Genomic DNA, 22,467 nt, shown 5'->3' on the forward strand with positions numbered 1-22,467 from the left:
CGCCGTGTCTTGCGTCTGCCGCGCACCGCGTCCGCCCGCTCCAGCAGCCGGTACAGCAGCTCCTGCCCGGCGACGGCGACCGGCGCGACGCCCGCGGGCGTCTGCCGCGCGTACGCGTCGAGTTGCGTCCGCACCGCACCGAACCCGTCAAGCCGCAGGGCGCAACTCGGACACTCCATGAGGTGATCCTCGAAGCGGAAGGCGTCGGCGGCATCGAGCACACCGAGTGCGTAGGCGCCGACATCGCGATGGAGATCCAGGGTCCGCATGCCGTCTGGTACGGAACGCGGCGGCAAATCACTCAAGCCGGTGCCCGGCCGCCTACACTCCGGCGTCATGTTGCGCGTACTGGCTGTGGACGACGAAGAACCGGCCCTCGAAGAGCTGCTGTACCTGCTCCGTGCCGATCCTCGGATCACCGCGGCCGAGGGCGCCACCAGCGCGACCGAGGCGCTGCGTCTGATCGGGGCCGCGCTCGAAGCGGGCCCCGGCGAGGACGCGGCAGTCGACGTGGTCTTCCTCGACATCCACATGGCGGGACTCACCGGCCTCGACGTGGCCCGGCTGCTGGCCGGCTTCGCGGAGCCGCCGCTGATCGTCTTCGTCACCGCCCACGAGGGCTTCGCCGTCCAGGCGTTCGACCTGAAGGCCGTCGACTACGTGCTCAAACCGGTCCGCAGGGAACGGCTCGCCGAAGCCGTGCGGCGCGTCGCCGAACTGGTGGGGGAGCGGACCCCGCTGGCCGCCGCCCACAGCGACCAGATCCCCGTCGAACTCGGCGGCGTCATCCGGTTCGTGTCCGTCGAGGACATCGCGTACGCCGAGGCGCAGGGCGACTACGCCCGGCTGCACACCGAGACCGGCAGCCATCTGGTCCGGGTCCCGCTCACCACCCTGGAGGAGCGCTGGCGCAGCCGAGGCTTCGTCCGGATCCACCGCCGCCATCTGGTCGCCCTCGCCAGGATCGACGAACTGCGGCTGGACGCGGGGGCGATGAGCGTACGGGTCGGCGCGGCCGAACTCGCCGTCAGCAGACGGCACGCGCGCGCCCTGCGGGACCTGCTGATGCGCAGGACCGGCCGCTGACCGGCGCGCACGATCTTCCCCGGGCATCGGCGGCGCCCGTACACTCCGGGCCCGGACACTACAGTGCGGTGGTGACGACGGGGGAGGGGACGCCATGACGGGGGAGGTGCCCCGGCAGGCCGCGCCCCGGCGCGAGGTCGTCACCGGCGAGCCCCGCAGGGTACGGCCGCTGCCCCGCTACCGCGCGCAGGCGGAGATCGACGAACAGACCGCGCTCGGAGACGCGTACGTACGCTCCCTGATGCGCAGTCAACTCCGGGCGGGGATGTCCGCGTTCGCCGTTCTCGCGCTGGTCGCAGGGACCCTGCCGCTGGCCTTCGCTGCGCTGAGCCAGCGGGCCGTCGTGTGGGTGGTGCTCGGCTTCGCCGCGTATCCGCTGCTCACCCTGCTCGGCTGGTGGTACGTACGGCGCGCCGAGCGCAACGAACGCGACTTCGCCCGGCTCGTGAAGGGCCGGCCGCCGCCGTGAGCCAGGGCTACACGGTCGCAGCGGTGACCGCCGTCGTGGTCGCCACGGTCCTCGTCGGCGGCTTCGGGCTGCGTATCTCCCGCACCACCTCCGACTTCTACGTCGCCTCCCGCACCGTGCGGCCCGCGCTCAACGCGGCGGCGATCAGCGGCGAGTACCTCTCCGCCGCCTCCTTCCTCGGGATCGCGGGACTCGTCCTGCTGCACGGCCCCGACATGCTCTGGTACCCGGTCGGCTACACCGCCGGCTATCTCGTGCTGCTCGTCTTCGTCGCTGCCCCGCTGCGCCGCTCGGGCGCCTACACCCTCCCCGACTTCGCCGAGGGCAGACTGGAGTCCAGCCAAGTACGGCGCCTCGTCAGCGTGTTCGTGGTCGGCGCCGGCTGGCTCTACCTCGTGCCGCAGCTCCAGGGGGCCGGGCTGACGCTGAAGATCCTCACCGGCGCCCCCGACTGGTGCGGCGGTCTGCTGGTCGCGCTGGTGGTGGTGATCGCCGTCGCGGCGGGCGGGATGCGCAGCATCACCTTCGTCCAGGCGTTCCAGTACTGGCTGAAGCTGACCGCGCTGCTGGTGCCCGCCGCCTTTCTGCTGCTCGCCTGGCAGGGCGACGGACGGCCGCACGTCGATCTGGCCGCCGCGGGGATCGACGGCCGCGCCGACCACCCGCTGTACGCCACGTACGGGCTGATCGTCGCCACCTTCCTCGGCACGATGGGGCTGCCCCATGTCGTCGTCCGCTTCTACACCAGCCCCAACGGCCGCGCCGCCCGCCGCACCACGGTCGTCGTGCTCGCACTGATCGGCGCGTTCTATCTGCTGCCGCCCGTCTACGGCGCGCTGGGCCGGCTGTACGTGCCCGAACTGCCCCTCGGCACCGACTCCGACGCCGCCGTGCTGCTGATGCCGGGCCGGGCGGTCGGCGGGCTCGGCGGCGAACTGCTCGGCGCGCTCGTCGCCGGCGGCGCCTTCGCCGCGTTCCTCTCCACCGCCTCCGGACTGACCATGGCGGTGGCCGGGGTACTCACCCAGGACGTCCTGCCCTCGCGCGGCGTCCGCCACTTCCGGCTGGCCACACCGCTCGCGATGGCCGTACCGCTCGGCGGCTCGCTGATGGTCACCGGCATCCCGGTCGCCGACTCCGTCGGCATGGCCTTCGCCGTCTCCGCCTCGTCCTTCTGCCCGCTGCTCGTGCTCGGCATCTGGTGGCGCGGGCTGACCCCGCCCGGCGCCGTCGCCGGGCTGCTGCTCGGCGGCGGACTCGCCTTCGTCGCGACCGTGGTCACGGTCAGCGGGACCGTACCCGACGGCTGGGCGCACGCCCTGCTCGCCTGGCCCGCCGTCTGGTCGGTGCCGGTCGGCTTCCTCGCCATGATCCTGGTCTCGCTGGCCACCCGGCACCGGATCCCGCCGGGCACCAGCGCGGCCATGGCCCGCTTCCACCTCCCGGAGACCCTGACCCGACCCGAGGGAGGCGCCCGCTGAGCGGGACCGCGCTCGCCGCGCTGATCGTGCTCGGCCCGCTGCTGCTGGCGGGCGGCTTCGTCCTGGGCCGCCGCACGGCCCGCCCCCAGCGCACCAGCGACGTCGGCAACCCGGTATCAGGCTTGAGGCGTACTTTTGATGCGTGACTCAAACCAACCATCCTGATGAACGCAGGAACGTCGACTATCTACGGATTAGCGACGACAAGAAAGGCCACGGCTACGGCGTTACATCGCAGCATGAAGAGAATGTTGCGATGTCGGAAGAGCATGGCCGCCCCATCACCAAGTCCTATGAGGACAACGACCGTTCGGCCAAAGCCAAAGAAGATGGCACGTTCGCTGAGCGTCCCGACTATGCAAACCTGTTGCGCGATATGGCAGCAGACCTCATTGCCGCCATCTTCATTTGGCATGCGGACCGTTTGCACCGCAACTCAGTTGAAGTTGACGCCTTCATTCGGCTAGCGCGTAAGCACAACGTGAGGTTGTTCTCCGTTAGCCGTGGCGGAGAGTACCGGCTAGACACAAACTCTGGGCGTATCGCTCTCAAAGAGGACACGCTTCGTGGTGAGAGCGAGGTAGGCCACAAAAGCGAACGCGTCACTCTCGCACGCAAAAGGCAGGCGCGACAAGGTTCCTTCGGCGGGGGAATTCGCCGCTACGGATGGGGCATTGACACCGGGCGCGTGCGCACCGTGTGTGAGAACCCCAAAGAAAAGGACCTGTCGCTACGCACGTTCCGCGATGTGCCGGTACTGGACATGAGTAAGCATCGCCCAGACGAAGCGAAGGAGATTCGGCATTGGAAGAGTGAACTCCTGTCCGGGGTCACGATGGCGCACGTGCTTCGAGACATGCAGGAGAGAGGCGTCAAGACCCTTCGAGAAAAAGAAGGACTGAAGACCCAACGCCAGGATGGCAAGCAATCCAGGTGGACAGCCAAGACTGTGAAGCTAATCCTCATCAGTCCGCGCGTCGCCGGCCATGCCGAATACAAAGGGGAGATCGTCAAACGCAACGCCTACGATGAAATCATCACGGAAGACGAACGACAGGCGCTGATCTCTCTGTTCAATGACCCCTCACGCAAGACGACAACAGGCAACACCCCGCGTTGGCTAGTGAGCGTCATCGCTAAAGCGGGATGCGGAGTGTGCAAGCGCGAGGAAACCGTCACGGTGAACACCAAGGGTGGTGGCGGCACCCCGCACTACCGCTGTCCTGGGTGCGGAACATGTTCGCAGCCGGCAGTGGAGGTAGACAACCACGTGTCCCATGCCGCGATTGCCCGACTGTCGCGACCAGACCTAGCCGAACTGGTGAAGCCGACCAAAGAGATAGACATTGAGGGGCTACGCGCGGAACTGACCGCGCTCAATGGGCGCAACCGCGCTGCCGCTATCTCGTACGGGGAGGGACGCATCGAACTGTCCACCCTGGAAACGGCACAAGCCACAGCGAATAGGCGCATAGCCGAAATCAACGCGGCACTATCCGAAGTTGCCAGGGAAAATCCCCTTGTTGACTTCATCGGTGTGAAGGATGCGGGGGCAAAATGGGACTCGCTGTCACTGGGACGCAGAAGGGAAATCGTCCGTCTCCTGTTTGACATCACCATCCTGCCGTACTCCGGACCGATGGGGCGCAAACCCAAAGGATGGGAATGGGACCCCAGTATCTCAGTACGTATCGAACCGAAGGGGACCTCATGAGATTCGCCATCACATGGACGCGACCAGATCGAACGGTCGGAAAGGCGAACACGCCTGACAGGAAATCAGCCGGCGACGTCTACCGAGCACTGGTCGCCAAAGGTGTAACCGAGGTAGCTGTGTGGCAAGGCTGCCGAGTCATCACAATGGCATGACCTGGATTGCGGTAGCAGGAGCAGTGATGCTCTATCGCATGATCCTGGGTTACTTGCGCGAGCGAGACAAAAGAAAACAGTAACGTAAACACGAACCCTGGTAGCGCCTATGAGAGTTAGGCGCTACCAGGGTTCTGTGCGTCAGCGTACCGCCGGCCGCGCCCTGGTCCCGACACGGCGCGAGACCGACCAAGTACGGCAAGGAGTTGCCCAACCTGGTCAACGCTGCCGACGCGGCCGGCGAGCAGCGCACCGGGCGCCGTACGCACAGCCCAACACCCCAGCGTCCGCAGGGCAGTTGCCGACGCGGCAGGCGCCAGCACAGCGACGGGACGCGCCCCATCGTCTGGCCGCCCAAGCTGGAGACCGCACGCAGCTTCCTGCGGAGCGTCGCGCCCGCAGGGCAGCCCCAACAGCAGCGCACGGTACGGCAGTTGGCGGCACGCGGTCCGACGCGGGAGGCGCCAGCACAGGGGCGCGGCGGGATGGTTCTGCGTGGCGCCTCCCGGCGGTCCGTGCACGCTGGTCTGTGTTGCGTCAACGGAACGCAGCATCTCAGGTACGCACAGCGTACGCATCGCAGCGCCTATTAGAGGAGCGAAAAACATGCAGAGATTCCGGACCAGCACAAGGAATCACTATGTCGGAAGTCCAGCAACTCGCAGCTAGGATCGCCAACTCGCGACGGCACGGCCATGTTGAAGATGAGATTGCCGCACGCATTGAATTGAAAGACCTTAAAGCTGCTGAGTACATAAAGAATCTGATTGACACGTTCCCGCCGTTGTCGGAGGAGCAACGGGCACGGCTCGCGGTACTGCTCAATCCGTAACCGACGCGACCGTAGACGTAAGTGTTGTCTTGCTGCATGATGAGCGATGGTCAGCAAGACAACACTTACGGGGGCGGAACGTGAGCAAGGGTCTCGGTGCAGTGGAACGCGGCATCTTGGACGCATTGCCGAAGTGGCCGCGCGGTTCCAGCACGTGGCAGCTATGTCAGGCGATCTACGGCACGGAGCCTGACCGCTCCCAACGCAACGCGGTACAGCGTGCAGTGCGTGGCCTCAAGCGCAAGGGCTTGGTGTCGACGCGCGGCAGCGCCGGCCGGCCCGGGGAGCGCAGCTACACACGCGGCGTCGCAGTGGCACACGTTGGCGACGACTGCCAGGGATGCAGCGACGGGCTACCGCTGGTCGCCGGCGCCCACATCACGCAGCAAAAGGTGGACCTGATACACGGACAGGAAGTGGTCCGGCCCAAACCGTTGGAAGGTTCACCCGAGTTGGAAGAGTTGCGAGCCATTTACCTACGCAAGACAGGGAACGTCGCCACCCATATCTAGGTAGGATTGACGACATCCGCCAAGGGGGGCGCGAGTGAAGAAGATCCTTAGATCACAGCAAGGGCTGACGACACAGCAGCTCGCGGAAAAGATCGCGCGCGAGATACGCGACGGCTTGCGACCTGATGTGCGCCCCAAACGGTTGCCGTCCAAGAAAACGGCACGACGTAAAGCTGAGCGGCTGAGGAAAACTATTCCGCCCAAGCCCACCCGCGAGAAGCGTGCGACACCAGCCAAGCGGATTCGGGGTGGCATTAGCCGATCGGCTCGCAAGCCAACCAAAAAGGCAGTCACTCCTGAGATGCAGTACCTGCGTGACTGGGCTAAAGCGGAGAGCAAGAAAGAGCGCGGCAAGACTCCCGGCGTTCGGAAGATTGTTCCAACAAGCATCGAGAGCAGCAGACGTAAACACTAGGACAACGCACCGCGCCCCCAACCCAATAGGGAAGGGGGCGCGGTGCTGTGCTTTACGGCATGGCTGCAAGTACCTCGCGAACGTCGCGCTCAATCTGTTCTGCGACATCAAGCGGGAACTCTCGGTACCAAGTAGCGAGCAACTCGATCTCTACTGTGGTCAAGTCCTTCCACCAGTCATGCCGTTCCGTCTGCTCTTGGCAGTAGGTCCACATGGCTTCCGGGAACTTCGCCTGAATCAAATCGATCTGCGCCTGACGTCGCGCTGCGAGCGCCGGCAGCGACAGATAAACCTTGACCAGTCCCGTTAGTTCTTCCGGTGAGATCGGCGGAAACCTATTCATGATCTCGTCAGTAGCTCGCTGATCTTCCTCGGACCATCTTTGATCATTCCCCATTTGGCATCCCCTCCACGGGGAAGGTAACACCTGGGCGCGACCAGTGCTAGGCAAACAGCGCGGGGAAATAAGGAAGCAAGAGCCGGTACGCGATTGGATCACCCGGAAACACAAACGTCGCCCCTCTCCCGTGGATGGCGTTGGGAGAGGGGCGACGCGGTATCAACATTCAGTCCCTTGCATGCATGTTGAGCTTCCAGCATACCGCGCCGGCAGGCGATGTCCGGTTTCCATTTGGATGATCCTACAAAAGAGAGGACGATTTCCCGGACGCCCTGCGCAACTCGGACAATCCGCCCTTGCCTTTCCTCATGGACCGTAGGCACCATAGAGATATCAGGGCGGACGGGTACGGGTGAAGCCGGCCGAAAGTAATTGATGAACACAACTTGAGAACTGCATAGCGAGCGCAAGGATTACCGCCACTCAATGTGAGTGGCGAGACGTGACGATCCCGAAAGGATTGAGTAATGGCTGAGTACAGCAGCGACAACCTACGAATCAAACTTGCTGAGGCGTTGAACACTGTTATCTACGGTAACGAATCAGTGACTGTCACCCGGTACGGCAAGCCCGTTGCGATGCTCGTAAGGATCGATACCGATCAGCGTGCTGATAGCACCGACGAACACGAGTGAGCGAACTCGGCTCACGCCCATAGCTGAACCTCACAGGCATCCACCCGTTGCACCCCTATCCGCGTGGGGGACGACATGGGAAAGCCCACAGGGCCGGAATCCCCAGGGGCGGCAACACTAGGACGAACCCTTTGCCAACGACGATAGACGGAGCCACGTCAAATATCCAGTCCGATCATGACCCTTTTGTACGTGCCGATGATGTCCAGGACGATGCCGCGCACCCTGTGCGCGATCTTGTTAACGAGTTCATTGAAGAAGAGAAGCTAGAGAAGCTAGCCAATATCGAGCGGTTGAAGATACGCGCCCGTTCCAAAGGCAAGGTACTCGCAGAACAAGAGGAGTCGACGCAACCGCTCGCGCTTACTCGCTCAACCGATGGTGCCGACTTCATATTCGGTGCATCGGAAACTGCTCGCCCAGTATGGGGCAGAGATGAAGACATCCTTTGGTCTGAGGGTGAGTCGCTTATTATCTGCGGCACCGACGGCACAGGAAAAACTACGTTGGCCGGCCAGTTGCTTAAGGCCCGATTGAACCTGGGCGACGGAATCGTATTGGGCTTCCCTGTGCGTGCCGGCGCAAGGCGCATTCTCTACCTTGCATGCGACAGGCCAAAGCAAGCAGCGCGCTCGCTCGCCCGACAGTTCGGAAGGGAAGACACCGAGGTACTGCAAGAGCGGCTTACAGTATGGAAGGGACCGCCACCCTTCGACTTTGCTAAACGGACCGATACTCTATTGCGCATGTGTGAAGCGTACGACGCTGACACAGTCATAATCGATAGCCTTAAAGATGTTGCTCTTGGTATCTCCGATGACGAGACCGGAACCGCATACAACAGGGCGCGGCAACTCGCTATCGCGAACGGTATCGAAGTCATCGAACTGCACCACACTAAGAAGCAGAGTTCCAACGGGGGCGGCAGATCGCACAGCCTTGAAATGCTGTACGGCTCGCGTTGGCTAGCGGCCGGCGCCGGTTCGGTCATCATGCTGGACGGAGAACCAGGCGATCCCGTCGTCAAATTGCGACACCTTAAGCAACCTATGAACGAAGTCGGACCACTTGACATTGAACATGAAGCCAAGTCGGGTACGTCCAGTGTGTTCGAGAGTGGAGCAAACCTAGAGGATCTGCTCTATACGCCCGGGGGACTCACTGCACTGATGGCAGCAGAGCGCGAGTTCCAGAGCAAGAAACCCACCCTCGCAGAGCGGCAAAGGATGCGACGCAAGTTGGATCGGCTCGTAACCCAAGGCATCGCAACCAAGGTGGCAGCGACTACGAAGGGGAACCCAGACGTCTACCTGCCTGCCAGGGCTCGCCCAGATCATGCGTCAGCTTGACGAGAAGGCTTCACGCCCAGCTTCACGCACCCTCCGTGAAGCCTTTCACGCCCAGCTTCACGGCTCCAGCAAACGCCCAGGTCACAGCTTCACGCCAAGCTTCACGCACCTTCACGCGTAGCTTCACGCTTTCCGCGCCCTCTTAATAGGCGCGGAACGTGAAGGGTCCAACACAACGCCTCGCCTAGCAAGATCGCTAAGCGGAGCGTTGTGCTACGGCCGGCGGGGCAAGGCGATGAAGTCCAACGCAAAGGAATATGCAATGACTAATCCATATGAAGGCAATGGCCTCATGACCATTGTTGGCGCCAAGGAAGTTGAAAGCCTACTCAGTCAGGTACTCAATCAACTGGGCGCGCTCCATGAAAACGTAAGCCTGTTGCGTGAAGAGACATCCAAGAGACTGGACGCAATAGAGCAGAGGTTGCCGAACAGCGAGTAGCCCTGGGCGGCACAGTCGAGCGCCGGCTACCGCACCACGCCATCGCGGCCGTGCCTCGCGCCTGCCGTCAGGGCCTGTGAGCCGCGTCCGCGCCTCGCTGTCCGCCCGTGTCCGTAGAGGCGCACACAGGGGCACACAGCGACGCGACCAAGATCATCAAGAGAAGGGCCCCCGGTTGAATTCAGGGCCCTGTGGCTATTGACATTGCCGCTCAAAAGAGCGAACATGAATTGAAGACATCGGCATGCCTAGGCGCTCACGTCACTGCGACGGAGCGCCTTTTCTTATGCCCAAACACTTGAGGTAGCAATGAAGCGCTGCATCTTCTGTGACGAACGCGCCAATTGGGAATATCGGATCACGCCGTTTGTACTGGGCGATGACAGGATTAATGAGTACACCTGTTGCAACATCTGTAAGGCATTCATGGTGGCCGGCCAACGATCTGCAATCATCGAGCGTGTTAAGAATCAATACGCGAAGCTGTTGGGTCCGCTGTCTGTAGAGGCTCAAGCTATGGGCGATCTCCACATGCAGTGCCTCATGGATGAGCTGGAATCGCACAGGACGGATAGAGCCGATGGCCCGTACGCAATCGATTAAGCATCACATCACGTTCGCGCCGGCTGTCGACTGCCTGACAGACACGCTGTGCGATGACTTCAAGATGAACCGCTCCACCGTGGTGGACGTGGCTATCAGAGCGCTAGCGAAGACCTACGGCAGCACAGGTGAGATCCCAGCAAGAACATCTATCGGTACGGACGTTCAACGTATACGTCTGCTGTGCGAGCAGATCAGCGCGTACGCAGAAGACTGCGAACCGAACGCCGCGCTCTACATTCAATTGAGGATCGAGTCCCTATGGGGGAGGTTGACTGAGAATGCCTATCAGGAAGCAATTCAAAGCATCGAGTAGCGGTAGCGGAAGCGCGCTCTTTAGCCGGTTCGATGGTCTGCCCGACAAAGACGGAGACGTAACGGACCCTAATGCCTTTGCGCTCAGCCGCAACGAAATCCCAATGTCAGCCTACGGGCACAGCTCATGGGTCGGAGCACTACCGCCCGGCAAGGGGCTTATCAGAACTGACGCGACCGGTGCCACGTTCGAGTTCGAATTTTTCAATACCACTGCGGGCCAAGACCTGCGCGAAACAGTGAAGGGTCTCGGCCCTTTGCAAGAATGGTCATACGGCTTTGACATTCTTGACTCGGAAGAGATCGAAGTCAACGGCAAGCCGGCGCGGTTGCTTAAAGCCTTGGACGTCTACGAAGTGTCACCGGTACTGCGAGGCGCCGGCAACATGACACAGACGCTCAGCGTCAAGGGTTACGGCGTCAGCGACATGGATACGCACAACGCATTCCGTATCGAGCTTGAGCGCTTCATGAAATCTGAAGTGGAAGACGTTCGCAAGACGTACTTCCTAGACATGCGAGACAACCTCGCGCGCCAACGCGAAGAAGACGCAGTGAACGACTTGAAGCGCATCGCGCGACTTTATCTCTAGGAGCAACCGTGTACCGATACTCAAGGATCGCAACCGGCGCTGTTGCTCCTGATGTTGTGGCGAGCGCTGAACGTGGCCTCATTGAGGAGTGTGGCGAAGGGTTCCGGCTCTACTTCTTTGTTGCCGATGCCGCCAATGATCCGGCGGCAGAATTTGAGACTGACGAACCGTGCCCGTACATCGCCCTAGTAAGGGATGGTGAAGGCGAAGTATGGATCAATGCCGCGTTGGATTCTGATGGTGCCCTAGCGTGCGCGCGCGCCGGCGCCTTCATCGCTCTCAAATCCCTTCAAGGGGTTGAGGTGTACAACGTCCATGTTCGAACCTCTTGACGTACTCACAGCCGTAGAGAGGGAAGCAGCAACCGCGTACGACGTCGCGACGCGCGAGCACCAAGACGCCACGATGCAGGCTCACCTACTGGGCGTAGACACAGGCGCTACCTTCCTCGGCGGTACATGGATAGAACGGCGCACAGACGAACGGCAAGCCGCACAAGAGACGTTCCGCGCTACCGCAGTCCACAAGGAAGAGACACGCGAGACCCTTGCCGGCATCCGCGTCGAGCTGACTCAAGCCACGCAGCAACATGACCGTGAACAGTACGAGCGTGGTGTCATCGCCGTACCTCACATGAGTTTGGTGTCGGAACCTCACTGACACCAAAGGCGAGAAGGACCAGGAACCCGACTCGTTAACAAAGCGCAGCACGCTAGGGATTGAGGGCATCCGTTCCTAGCGTGCTGCGTTGGCGATAGAGGGGGCGGCTTTAACCGCTATCCCTTTGTATTAGCTAATGCCCTGTCGTGCGTGGTGGGCACACTGCATCGACGGGGCACCGTTCCGCGGAACACAACGCCGCAGGTCAGAGCACACACACCGACACACCACACCACGCCGCACGCACCCGCGTACGCCTGCCAGCACAGGCGCTTGACGTTGCAGCAGCGTGCGTGTACCACGCGAGCGCATGCGCGCGCCCATGCGCGCGCCTATAAATACGACACAGCTAATCTCTAATCATTCAATCAATCAATCACTGAATGGATGGATCAGAGAGAGGAACTAGACAGGAGTAATACCTATGCGCGTAAGCAGTACATACCAGTACCGAGGTAAGACCTATGCCAATGACTACCGGTCCGACGTCCATGTACCTCTGACTGCACTTGAGTCTGATACATCATCATCACATGTATTGAGCGATGTAATGGAACGAATCGTATTTGGTAAGTCGATTGATCTTATCGAACTCAACGCGTTGCACAGTGAGCTGATCGAACTCTTCCCGGAAGCCATGCGCGACTGCGTGTGCAAGCGTTGCCGGCCATTGCCCCGTAGCTCGTTCGGCGGCTAGCCCTGGGGTGGGGGAGTCGGTACGGCTTCAGCTTGGCGCCCCTCTACGCCCAGGGGTAGGGGGGTGGGGGGTCCGAGTAACAAGATCCTTTGGTTGACCCCGCCCACTCGGAACCTTTTTTCCCTCTATAGGGAACACGTATGTTGCGCGGGACGAAAGGGGATAATCCATGCCTAATACTTCAGTCGATGTGAAACGTCGCCGTTATTGCGAACGAGGTAATCACTCGTTCTGTTCGTTTGAGAATTGCGAAGCTTTGCGTTCGAGCCTTCCAGTGTTCCATCCCTGGGCGGGGATTGGCGGCGCGGTTGAATGGCTAGCGCAATACGTGCCGGGTGAGTTGGAGCCCGGTCCTTTGTGTGACTTGGCAACATCTATCACCTTCCTAGCGCGGGCTCTGGATGGGGATGACGTCATGCCACCGTGGAATGAATCGCCTCGCAAGCGGCTCACTAGACAGCAAGGTATCGACTTGCTGAACCGCTTTACAGGCCGTTTTGTTAGCGGTGTGGAGTGGCTTATGCGCGGCAATGAAGAGGGTCCGTTGATTGCGATTCATGCGCGATCTGCGGCTAGATGGCTGGGTATCGAAGACTGAGAGGATCATTAATGCCATCAAGTGGCGACTATCAAATGAGAGTGAATGCCGGCCCTGAGTGGGACCGTGTTGTGCGGGCACTCCGGGAGCTGGACGCTTCACTACCTGGCCAACTCCGTAAGGATCTGAAGCTTGCTGCTAAGCCGTTGGTTAAGGAAGCTAAGCGCAATGCTAGAGCTATCCCTGTGCGCGAGCCGGACAGCCGGCGTCTGCGTCGCAAGATCGCTACGGGGGTTGGCGTCCAAAGCAAACTAAACCGAGGTGTCAGAATTCGCATTGTCACTAAGATGCCGGACTCCAAGACTGCGATCATTCCCCGTGGCCTCGCAAGTCCAGCCGGTTTCCGTCACCCGGTATTTGCCAATCGTGATCGTTGGGTTGTCCAGCGCTCAAGCAATCCCGCTAACAACTGGTTCTTGGAATCGATGCAGCAAGCCGCACCCGAGGTGCGTGAGCGCATAGAGACAACCATGCGCGAGGCTGCCGACCGTGTACGTGACGCCGGCGGCAACGTGTAATCGGCTCAACTCCCAAAGCTCTACAGGTCCGCTCCTGTAGGGCTTTGCTCTTGTTCCCGTTCACAGGCAGAAAGGCATGTAGATGATCTAGTTGAGCACGATTACTAGCCTGGGCTTTTCTATCAGTTCGCGATGGGATGGCTCAGGCGCGCGCCGCGCAACGGTAGATATTGCGCGGCTTAAGCAGAGCACGAACGATATGAGCAAGCGTGTCGTGAATATGGCCGCAATGCTGCCTGTCGGTGCGGCAGGCATTGCCAACATTGCGGCAGTAGCTGGCGCCGGCGCTGCGGCGTTTGTGTCGGCAGGTGCGGCGGCTGCCGTCTTTGGGCTCGCAGTCAAAGCCCAATTCAAGTCCATAACCGACGCGTCGGCTAAGTACACCACCGCCACCGACGCGCAGCAGAAAGCGGACCTAGCAACCGCCCAGGCTAAGAAGCTTGCCGCAAAGGGTGGCGACGCGTACAAAGCCGCACTAGTCAAAGCCAAGTCGGCAACGGACGCGGCAAGGCAGGCGCAGCAGCTTTACAAGATGGACCTTGACGCGATGCCGGCGGCAACGCGGGCAACCGCGAACGCGTTGCAGAAGTTTAAGGACACCACGAAGAATTGGTCTGACAGTCTCGCACCGAAGACGATGCCGCTTTTTACAAAGGGCATCAATCTTGCGACGTCGATTCTTCCGAAGCTGACACCTCTAGTACTGGTCGCTGCCGATGCGTTCGGGGATTTCATTGACAAGGTAGCGAAGGGTGCGAGCGGCCCTGGCTTCTCGTCAATGATCAAAGAGCTAGCCGACGCGGCAGCGAAGACACTGCCGGATTTCCTCAACATGATTGGCAACGTCGGGCGTGGCTTCGGAAACCTGATTGGTCTGTTCCTGCCCTACGCGGGCAAGTTCTCTGGTGGCCTTGAAGGGATGTCCAAGTCGTTTCTGACTTGGACGCAGAGCCTTAAGGGCAGTGCAGGTTTTGAGAAGTTCATTGGGTTCGTCAAGCAGACCGGCCCAATAATCGTCTCCATCCTCAAGAGCCTGGGCGAGACAGGCGCCCACTCAATGACCGTGTTCAGTCCATACGCGACAGTCATTCTTGGACTGGGCAAGGCACTCGCCGGATTGCTCGCTGTCATTCCGGCCGAGCAGATGCAGCACCTGTATCAGATCGTCGTCGCACTCGCCATCGCCCAGCGTGTATGGAATGCGTACGTGGTGGTGTCGGCAACGGTCACAACTGCGTGGGCGGCTGCGACGCGAGGCATTGCGGCAGCTCAGCGTTTTTTCGCGACACAGACAATATTCCTGCGTATCCAGTTGGCCGCCCTATGGGTAGCGCAAAAGGCCGTAGCTATTTGGAATGGCATTCTCACTGCGGCTCAATGGGCATGGAATGCCGCACTCATGGCTAGCCCTATTACATGGATTATCATTGGCATCGTCGCCCTGATCGCAGTCATTGTTCTTATTGCGACTAAGACAACGTGGTTCCAAACTGCGTGGCGTGTTACGTGGGCAGCTCTCAAGACAGCCTTTGATGTTACGTTCAATTGGATCAAAGCCAACTGGCCTTTGATCGTCGGTATCTTGGGCGGCCCAATTGGCGTCGCGATTGCTTACCTAGCTACGAAGACTAATTTCTTCCAGACGCTTTGGGCGACTGTGTGGGGCGCCGTCAAGACGGCAGCTCTCGCGGTGTGGAACGGATTTCTCCTCCCGACATTCAACGCCATGATGGCCGGACTGCATGCTATCGGCGCTGCCGCGACATGGCTCTATAAGAATGCCATCCATCCGACTTGGAATGCGATATCGCTCGTCATCCAAATCAACTGGTGGATTATCCGAGTCATCTTCGCTCTGGTCATTGCTGGCGTTAGAGGAATCGGCTCTATTTTCTCTTGGCTTTACAAGAGCGCGATAAAGCCCGCCCTGTCCGCAGCCGCGGTAGTTATTAAATGGCTTTGGAATAATGAGGCCAAGCCAATTTGGAATGCCATGAAGGCGGCGCTCAGACTGCTTGGCTCCGCCTTCAATACTCTGAAGTCAGGTGTGAACTCGGCGCTTGGCTCCATCGGCTCAAAAGTGAAAGCATTTGGTCCGGCACAATTAAGCCTGCCTTCTCCGCCTTGAAGTCTGGTGTCAGCAGCGTCAAGGCCGTGTTTGTCACGGCAGAGAGAGGTATTGGTACTGCCTGGGCGAAACTGCGTAGCGCAACTTCGGCCCCCGTGAAGTTCTTTGTGAACACGGTTTATAACGATGGTCTGCGCAAAGCGTGGAATAATACGGCTGGCAAGATTCCTGGTGTTCCTGACATGGCCAAGGCTTCATTGCCGCGCGGATTCAAGAAAGGCGGTTATCTCGGCCAGGGGACCAAAGGTCCGAACGACAAAGTTCCTATCATGGCTCAGGCCGGCGAATACGTTATCCGCGCCAAGCGAGTACGCGAACTCGGCAAGAGTGCGCTTGACTGGTTGAACGCGGGCAGTGGTGCACAGGCTTCCCCTGCCATGAGTGGCGGCATGCCTGGCTTCGCACTGGGCGGCATCATTGGCGATGCTATCGGCAAGGTCACCGACGTTGCTAAGGGTGGCTTTAATTGGGCAGAAGGAATTCTCAAGTCGGGTGCGTCCAAGGCACTTAGCACTCTGTTCAAACCCATTCGCTCAATGACGAGTGGCATTGTGAATAAGTTCCCGCAGTCCGGAATCATGGGGACCTTCATAAAGCAATTCGCCAATCAGGGCTACGACAAGATGATTTCCTACGTCAAGGGCAAAGCCACTGATGATGCCGGCGGTAACGGGCGGGGCGGAAAGACCGCCGCGTCTGCCCTGGCTTGGGCTCGCACTCAAGCCGGTAAGGCTTACCAATGGGGCGGGAACGGAAATCCTTCGTGGGACTGTTCCGGTTTCATGTCTGCTATTGAGTCTCGTCTACGTGGGCAGAAGGCTCATCGTCGTTGGTCTACTCATGCGTTCAGCGGCAACACGGCGCCCCCTGGGTGGACGCGTGGTCAGCGTTCAGCGTTCCAGGTGGGCATCACGGCTAAGGGCGTGGGGCACACTGCCGGCACGCTGTCAGGCGTGAATGTGGAGTGTCGCGGCGGCCAGGGCTGCATTGTTGGCAAGGGTGCGCGCGGAGCCCATGACGCGTACTTCGATTCTGTGTATGGCTACGACCCGCTGAAGTATGCACGTGGCGGAATGATCCCGACTCAGCGCATGGACTCTGGCGGCACACTGCCTAAGGGCCTGTCGCTGGTGAACAACACTACCGGTGCACCTGAGCGCCTTGAGCGTGTACGCGGTAGTGGTGAGGGAGATCAATACAACTTTGACTTCCGTGGCTCCGTCATTGCTGGCGGTAAGAAGCAAGTGGAAGACATGGTTGTTGGCGCTATGCGCAATGCCCAAGATAAGGGAAGAGTTAAGAAAGGCACTGTCCGGCAATGACAGCAAAGGCCACTTACAGAATCTGGATTGACTGGGATAACGATGGTGGCCTTTTCGCTGGTAACTTTGAACGTACTCTAGATGGGTGGGGCGGCCAGGGAACTTCTATTCCAGATGTAGAACTCTCTGCCGCTTAGTCAATAGCAAGCCAAAGCGCCGGCACGCATCCCTTATGGGGGTGCGTGCCGGCGCTTTTTTGCGTTGTAGTCGGGTCGTTCTATCGCTCGCGAATCCCTAAAGCTTTCCGTGCTTCCTGGGAAAATTGGTTCATGAGTTTCATTATCTCCGCCGGGTCAGTGTAGCCGCGAGGTGCTATCCAAAAATCTGAAGTGATAGAAATTTCTGTGCTTATCTTGCGGAGCTTCTTTGTTCCGTCGATCTGAATTAGGGTGTGCATCGACTTTATATCGTTGCGCACCTCAATCCGTTCTGGTTGGCTGAGGGGGCTGTCGCTAACATGGTGAGTATTGTAGATTTGTTTTGTCCGTTGATAGAAGCGGGCGTACAGCTCTCGTCTCTGAGCGTATGATGTTTCGTTTATCTTGCCCCGGTTTTCCTGTCGCCCTTTAATTAGGTTGAAGGCGCCCGTTACTATTGCCCCCAGAGCAACCCCCGTTCCACCGAATAGGGCTGCGGCGATTTCCGTCTTCACTCGTCCCCCCTCTGGCGCTATGCGACGCTGTCCAGTACCTCGCGTACTTCTGGGACGTCTGCGTATTCCTGCAGCCGGGCAAGGATAATCTTGACTCGTTCCGCAGTACGGTCCGACGTAATGTCAGCAGACATGGTGATGACCCGCGTTGCTGTCGCTGCCGCTTCCTCAGGTTCGTTCGCGTCCGCATAGGCAACGGCAAGCCACGATAGGTACAGCGCAAGCTCGCGCGTCCGCGTCACGTCGTACCGTCCAAGAATCTCTTTGAGCAACGGCACTGCCCGCAACGGCTTATGCAGCTCTGTGTATACGCGAGACTCCATCACGGTCAGCTCATCCGGTGACACCCAATACAGGTACGGCGGGTTATCTCCATCATCCTGGGCGATGGCTTCCGACGCTTCGCCCAGTGCGGCAATAGCTTCCCTGCCCTGTTGCGCTTGCGTGTGTGCCCACGCGACGCGATCCCAGTGCAGTGCACGTGCTTTGGCAGGGGCATTGTCTGTGATGCCAGCACGAACCAGCTCAACGGCTTTCTCAGCCTGCCCGTTGTTTGACCACATGTAGGCGAGCGAGCCAGCAAGATTGCCGACCAATGTTGGGTCCATCGCTTGCCGCGCCGCGCTCAGTCCCAATTGATAGATGCGCTCCGCCTCTTGGCGTTGTCCGGCATCCGCAGCGATCCATCCGGCGATCTGGCTCAACTCACCAATCTGGGCAAGGAGCGCGCTTCCAATCGCTTCGGTGTGGCTGCCTTCCCTGTATAGCCGTACCGCTGATCGGAGTTCCCTCAGTGCGGGGGCAATCAAGTCTCCGCCGGCTAGAACATCGTCGGCAAGGCGTAGGCCGTGCACTCGCCCGGCAAGATCAGTCACGTCATTCATTCCGACGCGCTTCCCTTGCCGTGTCTTCAACGGCGCCAACGGGTCACCATCGGGCAGGAAGTCAGCGACGGATGCAGGCTGTTGAGGTGACGGCTCCATTGCCGCGCGGAATTCCGCAATGGGTACGTCAAACGCCTGTGCGATTGCGGGCAGCCACTCGCGTGGAGTGCGCAATCCCTTCTCGTAACGATAGATGTCGTTGCGCTTCAGGGTGTCGAGAGGTACGCGAGCGGCACGGCACACCTTGGCGGCTAAGCGTTCTTGGCTCCAGCCGCGTTCCGTGCGTAGCCGTCGGATCATGTCTGCCACGTTCTCACCCTGCATGTCCTAATCCTGGCAGACATCAGGCTGACGGGAGGCAACTGTGCACGAACTCCCCGTACCGGAAGCGTGGCTCAACGCAAGCGTGGCCCGGCAACCCCCATACGGCTACCAGGCCACTTGCCGGACACCCGCTAGGGAGTGAACGACCGTGCATCAGACTATCCGGCTCTATCGAGATGCCGACGTTGGGCCCAACCACGCTGACCTGATCAAAGCGCTAGAGCGGAAGTCGCCGGCGCAGCGAGCCGAAGCGGACTCACAACGGCAGAAGTCGTTTGAGCTGACCATGCGTGCGACCAGTGGCCGTTACCTGTCACACCTACAGCGCTGCAACTCCTGCAAGACGGAAGGCGTTGTGTGTGGCACAGCGACGCGGTTGCGTGATGCCTGGGTTGTAGCGCGCCGCGCGGCGGGGGAGGAAGAGTGATCTCTCACCGCTTCACCATGGGCGTGTACGTGGTCAAGTCCAACGGTGAGCGAGAGACCGTCATCCCGACGCGTCCCGTTGCGCCGGCGAAGGTGGCCATAGAGAGTGCGCGCTGGCCTTTGTGTGAGTGCCCAAGCTGCGCCGGACAACGGCGCCCTTGAACTGCTGACCGACGCGCCCCCGTGCGTTCCGCGTCGTTCAGCGTCCGCGCCCCCTGGTCTTCCGACAACCGGACCAGGGGGCGCATCCATGCTTCCGCCGGCTAGTGGACAACGGGACAGGCAGGTGACCAGGCTGGTCAAGGAACGGCAGGCGACCTAACCCAATGGGGAAATGAATGCGTAAATGGAGATTGCCCCGTTTGGTCTGGTCACAATCTGGTTTCATGTCTGACGTCGGCAACCCGGTCGAGCACGCGACCTTCGAGACGCTGCACACCGCGTCGCTCGCCGCGCCGCCGCTGCGCGCCGGGCTCACCGAGGAGAGCGCGCGCAAGGCGGCCCGCAGACTGCGCTCGCTGCTGGGCACCGACGCGCTGTGCCTCACCGACCGGGACCGGGTGCTGGTCTGGGACGGGGCGGGGGAGCACCACGGCGCCCAGGTGATGGACCGGGTCAAGGGGCTGCTCGACAGCGGGCGCGGCACGGCGTTCACCGACGAGTGCGCCGACCTCGACTGCACGATGCGCTGGGCCGTCGCCGCGCCGCTGACCGTCGACCACCGGGTGCTCGGCACGCTCGTCGCCTACGCGCCCCGCGAGTCGGCCGTGCTCGCCAGGGCGGCGGGCGAGGTGGCGCGCTGGGTCTCCGTCCAGCTGGAACTGGCCGAACTCGACCGCTCGCGCACCCAGCTCATCGAAGCCGAGATCAAGGCACTGCGGGCCCAGATCTCCCCGCACTTCATCTTCAACTCGCTCGCCGCCATCGCCTCGTTCGTCCGCACCGACCCGGCGCGCGCCAGGGAGCTGCTGCTCGAATTCGCCGACTTCACCCGCTACTCCTTCCGCAGGCACGGCGACTTCACCACGCTCGCCGAGGAGTTGCACTCCATCGACCAGTACCTGGCGCTCGTCAGGGCCAGGTTCGGCGAGCGGTTGTCGGTGCGGCTCCAGGTCGCGCCGGAGGTGCTGCCGGTGGCGATGCCGTTCCTGTGTCTGCAGCCGCTGGTGGAGAACGCGGTGAAGCACGGCCTCGAAGGGGCCGTCACCAGCAGCCGGATCACCATCAGCGCACTCGACGCCGGATCCGAGGCCGAGGTGGTGATCGAGGACGACGGCATCGGCATGGAGCCCGACCGGCTGCGGCAGATCCTGCGCGGCGAGGGCGGGGCCTCGACCGGGATAGGGCTGCTCAACGTGGACGAGCGGCTGCGTCAGGTGTACGGCGACGAGTACGGGCTCGTCATCGAGACCGGCGTGGGGGCCGGCATGAAGATCACCGTACGGATCCCCAAGTACCGCGCGGGCGTGCACGGCTGACCGGCCGTCAAAATCGGACGCCGGCCGGCCATCCCGGGGCCGTCAGAAGAGATGGATCGCGAGATGGCCCAGCGGCAGCCCCAGCTGCCAGGCCGGGGTCCACACCTGCGGCCCCTCCTGCTCGGCCGCCCTGAAGGCCTCCCGGCCGCCGGCCGGCGCCACCCCGTCGAGGTCGGGCGCCAGCAGCTCCGTCTCCTCCAGCCACCGCCAGGCCGCGCCCGCCAGTTCCAGATCGGGGTCGGGGCTGCCGGTGCCCGCCTCGAAGGCGGCCGCCGTCAGCCCGTCGAGCCGCCCGCACACCCACTCCCGCCAGGACGTGCCGTACGCGGTCAGCGAGCGCCACTCCTCCATCCTGGCCGCCACCCGCGGGCCGTCGGCCGGGCTGTCCGAGAGGAAGATGGTCAGGGCCAGCGCGTCCCGTCCCGCCCGGTATTCGAGCGTCGTCGGCGGCATCAGCCGGCCGGTGCGCAGCAACTCGTCGGCGATGTACTCCGCGTACATCCACGCCATCGGCACCAGCAGGCCACCCCCACCGGCCCCTTCGGTACATTCCGGACGCATCGCTCTTCGCCTTCCTTCCCCTCCACGCGTATCGCTTCACGGAGCATTGAACCGGCGGCGGCTGCTCCGCGTGGCCAGAAGTGCGGGATCGGGCGGCGGACAGGAGCGGATTGTGACGGGTGGGGCCGATGGTGGCGCACATGTGCGCAAACTCCTCGGCGCCTATGTCCTCGGGGCGCTCGCGCCGGACGAGGACCGGCGCGTCGCGGAACATCTCGACGGCTGTGACGCCTGCGCCGCCGCCTACCTGGAGGTGGCCGACACGCCGTCACTGCTCGCGCTGTTCGACGAGGACGACCTGCTGTAGCCGGGCAGCGCCCTGCCGAGGGCCCGCAGCGCGTAGTACGAGCGGGACTTGACGGTGCCGGCGGGTATATCCAGGACCGCCGCCGCCTCGCCCACACTCAGCCCGCGGAAGTAGATCTGCACCAGCACGGCCCGGTGCTCCGGGCTGAGCGCCTTCACCGCCTGCCGTACGTCCAGTACCGCCGCCGCGCTCTCCGTACGGTCCTGCGGGTCGGGCGTCGCCGCCAGCAGCCCGTCACTGACCTCGGGCGGCCGTACGAGCCGGGACCTGCGGGCGTCGATCGCCAGCCGGCGGCCGACCGTGAACAGCCACGGCCGCATCGAGTCGAACGGCGCGTCGAACGCCTCGGGGTGGAGCCAGGCGCGCACCAGCGTCTCCTGGAGCAGATCCTCGGCGCGCTGCCGGTCCCCGTAGGTCAGACCCAGCAGGAAGTGCAGCAGCGCGGGGCCGTGTTCGCGCTGCAACTGCGTCAGCGCCCGCTCGTCGGTCCTGCTGGCCGCTGTCGCGGTGGCGGTGGTCATCGTGCACGCTCCTGTCTCCCGTCTGGCGCGTATATGAACGCATCCGGGCGGCGAGTGACAGACAGCTCACAAGGACGTGCGACGAGCGGTCGCTCACTGCGACGAATGGTGCGGTGAACGGTCCGGCGGGGGCTCGTAGGCACGGCGTTCGACCATTCCGGCGACTCGTCCGGCCCGGCTCCTTGAAGTCCTTTTATATGCCTATAGGGATTTATTACGTTCATATCCCTAATGCAGTGGAGCGCCCCATGACGAAGCGCACGCAACAGGGAGCGGTGGCGGTCGCCGCCCTCCTCCTCGGTTCCGCCGTGGCGGCCTGCGGAGCCCCCGCCAAGGCCCCTCCGCCCGCCCGGCCCCACCCGGGCTCACAGCCGCCGTCAGCGGCGGGGG

General features: G+C 61.8%; 25 protein-coding genes and 1 pseudogene. 20 read left to right on the forward strand and 6 right to left on the reverse strand.

The features are described 5' to 3' along the window. Positions 1-269 (reverse strand): zf-HC2 domain-containing protein (locus tag HY68_RS45560; protein WP_041993634.1); only part of this gene is annotated, 269 nt, incomplete at its 3' end. Between the two features lie 67 nt (positions 270-336). Between HY68_RS45560 and HY68_RS27285 the strand changes: the two genes are divergently transcribed. The 7 genes from HY68_RS27285 (at position 337) to HY68_RS42920 (ending at position 6,664) form a co-directional block, all read left to right on the forward strand. Beyond that, a complete protein-coding gene (locus tag HY68_RS27285) occupies positions 337-1,086 on the forward strand; it encodes a LytTR family DNA-binding domain-containing protein (RefSeq protein ID WP_041997299.1) in 750 nt (249 codons plus the stop codon). A 106-nt stretch (positions 1,087-1,192) separates the two neighbouring features. Beyond that, the gene (locus tag HY68_RS27290; protein ID WP_041997301.1) at positions 1,193-1,555 is read left to right on the forward strand and encodes a hypothetical protein; all 363 of its coding nucleotides are present in this window, start codon (positions 1,193-1,195) and stop codon (positions 1,553-1,555) included. Then, the gene (locus tag HY68_RS27295) at positions 1,552-3,036 is read left to right on the forward strand and encodes a cation acetate symporter (protein WP_041993637.1); all 1,485 of its coding nucleotides are present in this window, start codon (positions 1,552-1,554) and stop codon (positions 3,034-3,036) included. Before HY68_RS27290 ends, HY68_RS27295 begins: the two co-directional genes overlap by 4 nt. 142 nt (positions 3,037-3,178) lie before the next feature. Continuing rightward, entirely contained in the window at positions 3,179-4,750 is a 1,572-nt protein-coding gene (locus HY68_RS41110; RefSeq protein ID WP_078863809.1) for a recombinase family protein, read from the forward strand. Between the two features lie 795 nt (positions 4,751-5,545). Then, the gene (locus HY68_RS42910) at positions 5,546-5,737 is read left to right on the forward strand and encodes a hypothetical protein (RefSeq protein ID WP_157874399.1); all 192 of its coding nucleotides are present in this window, start codon (positions 5,546-5,548) and stop codon (positions 5,735-5,737) included. A gap of 80 nt (positions 5,738-5,817) precedes the next feature. Beyond that, on the forward strand, positions 5,818-6,249 hold the full coding sequence (locus HY68_RS42915) for a hypothetical protein (RefSeq protein WP_157874400.1): 432 nt from the start codon (positions 5,818-5,820) through the stop codon (positions 6,247-6,249). A gap of 34 nt (positions 6,250-6,283) precedes the next feature. After that, entirely contained in the window at positions 6,284-6,664 is a 381-nt protein-coding gene (locus HY68_RS42920; RefSeq protein ID WP_157874401.1) for a hypothetical protein, read from the forward strand. A gap of 52 nt (positions 6,665-6,716) precedes the next feature. Here the strand turns inward: HY68_RS42920 and HY68_RS27300 are convergent, their stop codons facing one another. Beyond that, positions 6,717-7,061 carry a hypothetical protein gene (locus HY68_RS27300; RefSeq protein ID WP_157874402.1) on the reverse strand — a complete coding sequence of 115 codons (345 nt, stop codon included), beginning with the start codon at positions 7,059-7,061 and terminating at the stop codon, positions 6,717-6,719. Between the two features lie 470 nt (positions 7,062-7,531). Between HY68_RS27300 and HY68_RS41115 the strand changes: the two genes are divergently transcribed. The 11 genes from HY68_RS41115 (at position 7,532) to HY68_RS42960 (ending at position 16,924) form a co-directional block, all read left to right on the forward strand. Then, complete coding sequence (locus HY68_RS41115) at positions 7,532-7,699, forward strand: type II toxin-antitoxin system prevent-host-death family antitoxin (protein WP_078863810.1); 168 nt, start codon at positions 7,532-7,534, stop codon at positions 7,697-7,699. Between the two features lie 131 nt (positions 7,700-7,830). Further along, complete coding sequence (locus HY68_RS41120) at positions 7,831-9,048, forward strand: AAA family ATPase (protein ID WP_157874403.1); 1,218 nt, start codon at positions 7,831-7,833, stop codon at positions 9,046-9,048. Between the two features lie 262 nt (positions 9,049-9,310). After that, positions 9,311-9,490: a hypothetical protein gene (locus HY68_RS42925; RefSeq protein ID WP_157874404.1), complete on the forward strand. Its 180-nt coding sequence runs from the start codon at positions 9,311-9,313 to the stop codon at positions 9,488-9,490. 580 nt (positions 9,491-10,070) lie between these two features. Next, positions 10,071-10,409 carry a hypothetical protein gene (locus HY68_RS42930; RefSeq protein WP_052457193.1) on the forward strand — a complete coding sequence of 113 codons (339 nt, stop codon included), beginning with the start codon at positions 10,071-10,073 and terminating at the stop codon, positions 10,407-10,409. Further along, positions 10,375-11,001, forward strand: coding sequence for an HK97 family phage prohead protease (locus HY68_RS27310; RefSeq protein WP_078863812.1), 627 nt, complete (start codon positions 10,375-10,377; stop codon positions 10,999-11,001). Before HY68_RS42930 ends, HY68_RS27310 begins: the two co-directional genes overlap by 35 nt. A gap of 8 nt (positions 11,002-11,009) precedes the next feature. Next, complete coding sequence (locus tag HY68_RS42935) at positions 11,010-11,333, forward strand: hypothetical protein (protein WP_157874405.1); 324 nt, start codon at positions 11,010-11,012, stop codon at positions 11,331-11,333. Continuing rightward, entirely contained in the window at positions 11,317-11,661 is a 345-nt protein-coding gene (locus tag HY68_RS42940) for a hypothetical protein (RefSeq protein ID WP_157874406.1), read from the forward strand. The genes HY68_RS42935 and HY68_RS42940 overlap by 17 nt, the downstream gene beginning before the upstream one ends. Before the next feature lie 866 nt (positions 11,662-12,527). Next, positions 12,528-12,956, forward strand: coding sequence for a hypothetical protein (locus HY68_RS42945; RefSeq protein WP_157874407.1), 429 nt, complete (start codon positions 12,528-12,530; stop codon positions 12,954-12,956). 287 nt (positions 12,957-13,243) lie between these two features. Next, complete coding sequence (locus HY68_RS42950) at positions 13,244-13,474, forward strand: hypothetical protein (protein WP_157874408.1); 231 nt, start codon at positions 13,244-13,246, stop codon at positions 13,472-13,474. Between the two features lie 199 nt (positions 13,475-13,673). Continuing rightward, a complete protein-coding gene (locus HY68_RS42955) occupies positions 13,674-15,602 on the forward strand; it encodes a hypothetical protein (RefSeq protein WP_198533352.1) in 1,929 nt (642 codons plus the stop codon). A gap of 95 nt (positions 15,603-15,697) precedes the next feature. After that, entirely contained in the window at positions 15,698-16,924 is a 1,227-nt protein-coding gene (locus HY68_RS42960; protein WP_157874410.1) for a hypothetical protein, read from the forward strand. A gap of 217 nt (positions 16,925-17,141) precedes the next feature. Here HY68_RS42960 and HY68_RS42965 read toward each other — a convergent pair whose 3' ends face one another. Further along, positions 17,142-17,576, reverse strand: a complete 435-nt coding sequence (locus tag HY68_RS42965) for a hypothetical protein (RefSeq protein ID WP_157874411.1) — start codon at positions 17,574-17,576, stop codon at positions 17,142-17,144. A 17-nt stretch (positions 17,577-17,593) separates the two neighbouring features. Beyond that, on the reverse strand, positions 17,594-18,784 hold the full coding sequence (locus HY68_RS27325; protein WP_041993645.1) for a helix-turn-helix transcriptional regulator: 1,191 nt from the start codon (positions 18,782-18,784) through the stop codon (positions 17,594-17,596). Between the two features lie 815 nt (positions 18,785-19,599). On the opposite strand from HY68_RS27325, the pseudogene HY68_RS27330 reads away from it, so the two are divergent. Next, positions 19,600-20,688: pseudogene (locus tag HY68_RS27330) on the forward strand (histidine kinase); the annotation flags it as partial. A 42-nt stretch (positions 20,689-20,730) separates the two neighbouring features. On the opposite strand, the gene HY68_RS27335 reads toward HY68_RS27330, so the two are convergent. Next, positions 20,731-21,249, reverse strand: a complete 519-nt coding sequence (locus HY68_RS27335; RefSeq protein ID WP_041993649.1) for a hypothetical protein — start codon at positions 21,247-21,249, stop codon at positions 20,731-20,733. 142 nt (positions 21,250-21,391) lie between these two features. Between HY68_RS27335 and HY68_RS45565 the strand changes: the two genes are divergently transcribed. Beyond that, positions 21,392-21,556 carry a zf-HC2 domain-containing protein gene (locus HY68_RS45565; RefSeq protein WP_241778695.1) on the forward strand — a complete coding sequence of 55 codons (165 nt, stop codon included), beginning with the start codon at positions 21,392-21,394 and terminating at the stop codon, positions 21,554-21,556. On the opposite strand, the gene HY68_RS27340 is transcribed toward HY68_RS45565, so the two are convergent. Beyond that, on the reverse strand, positions 21,493-22,077 hold the full coding sequence (locus HY68_RS27340; RefSeq protein WP_041993652.1) for a sigma-70 family RNA polymerase sigma factor: 585 nt from the start codon (positions 22,075-22,077) through the stop codon (positions 21,493-21,495). The two genes, HY68_RS45565 and HY68_RS27340, sit on opposite strands and share 64 nt — an antisense overlap. Between the last annotated feature and the right edge of the window lie 390 nt (positions 22,078-22,467).

Origin of the sequence: Streptomyces sp. AcH 505, from assembly GCF_000818175.1 — a bacterium.
Taxonomy (GTDB): Bacteria; Actinomycetota; Actinomycetes; order Streptomycetales; family Streptomycetaceae; genus Streptomyces.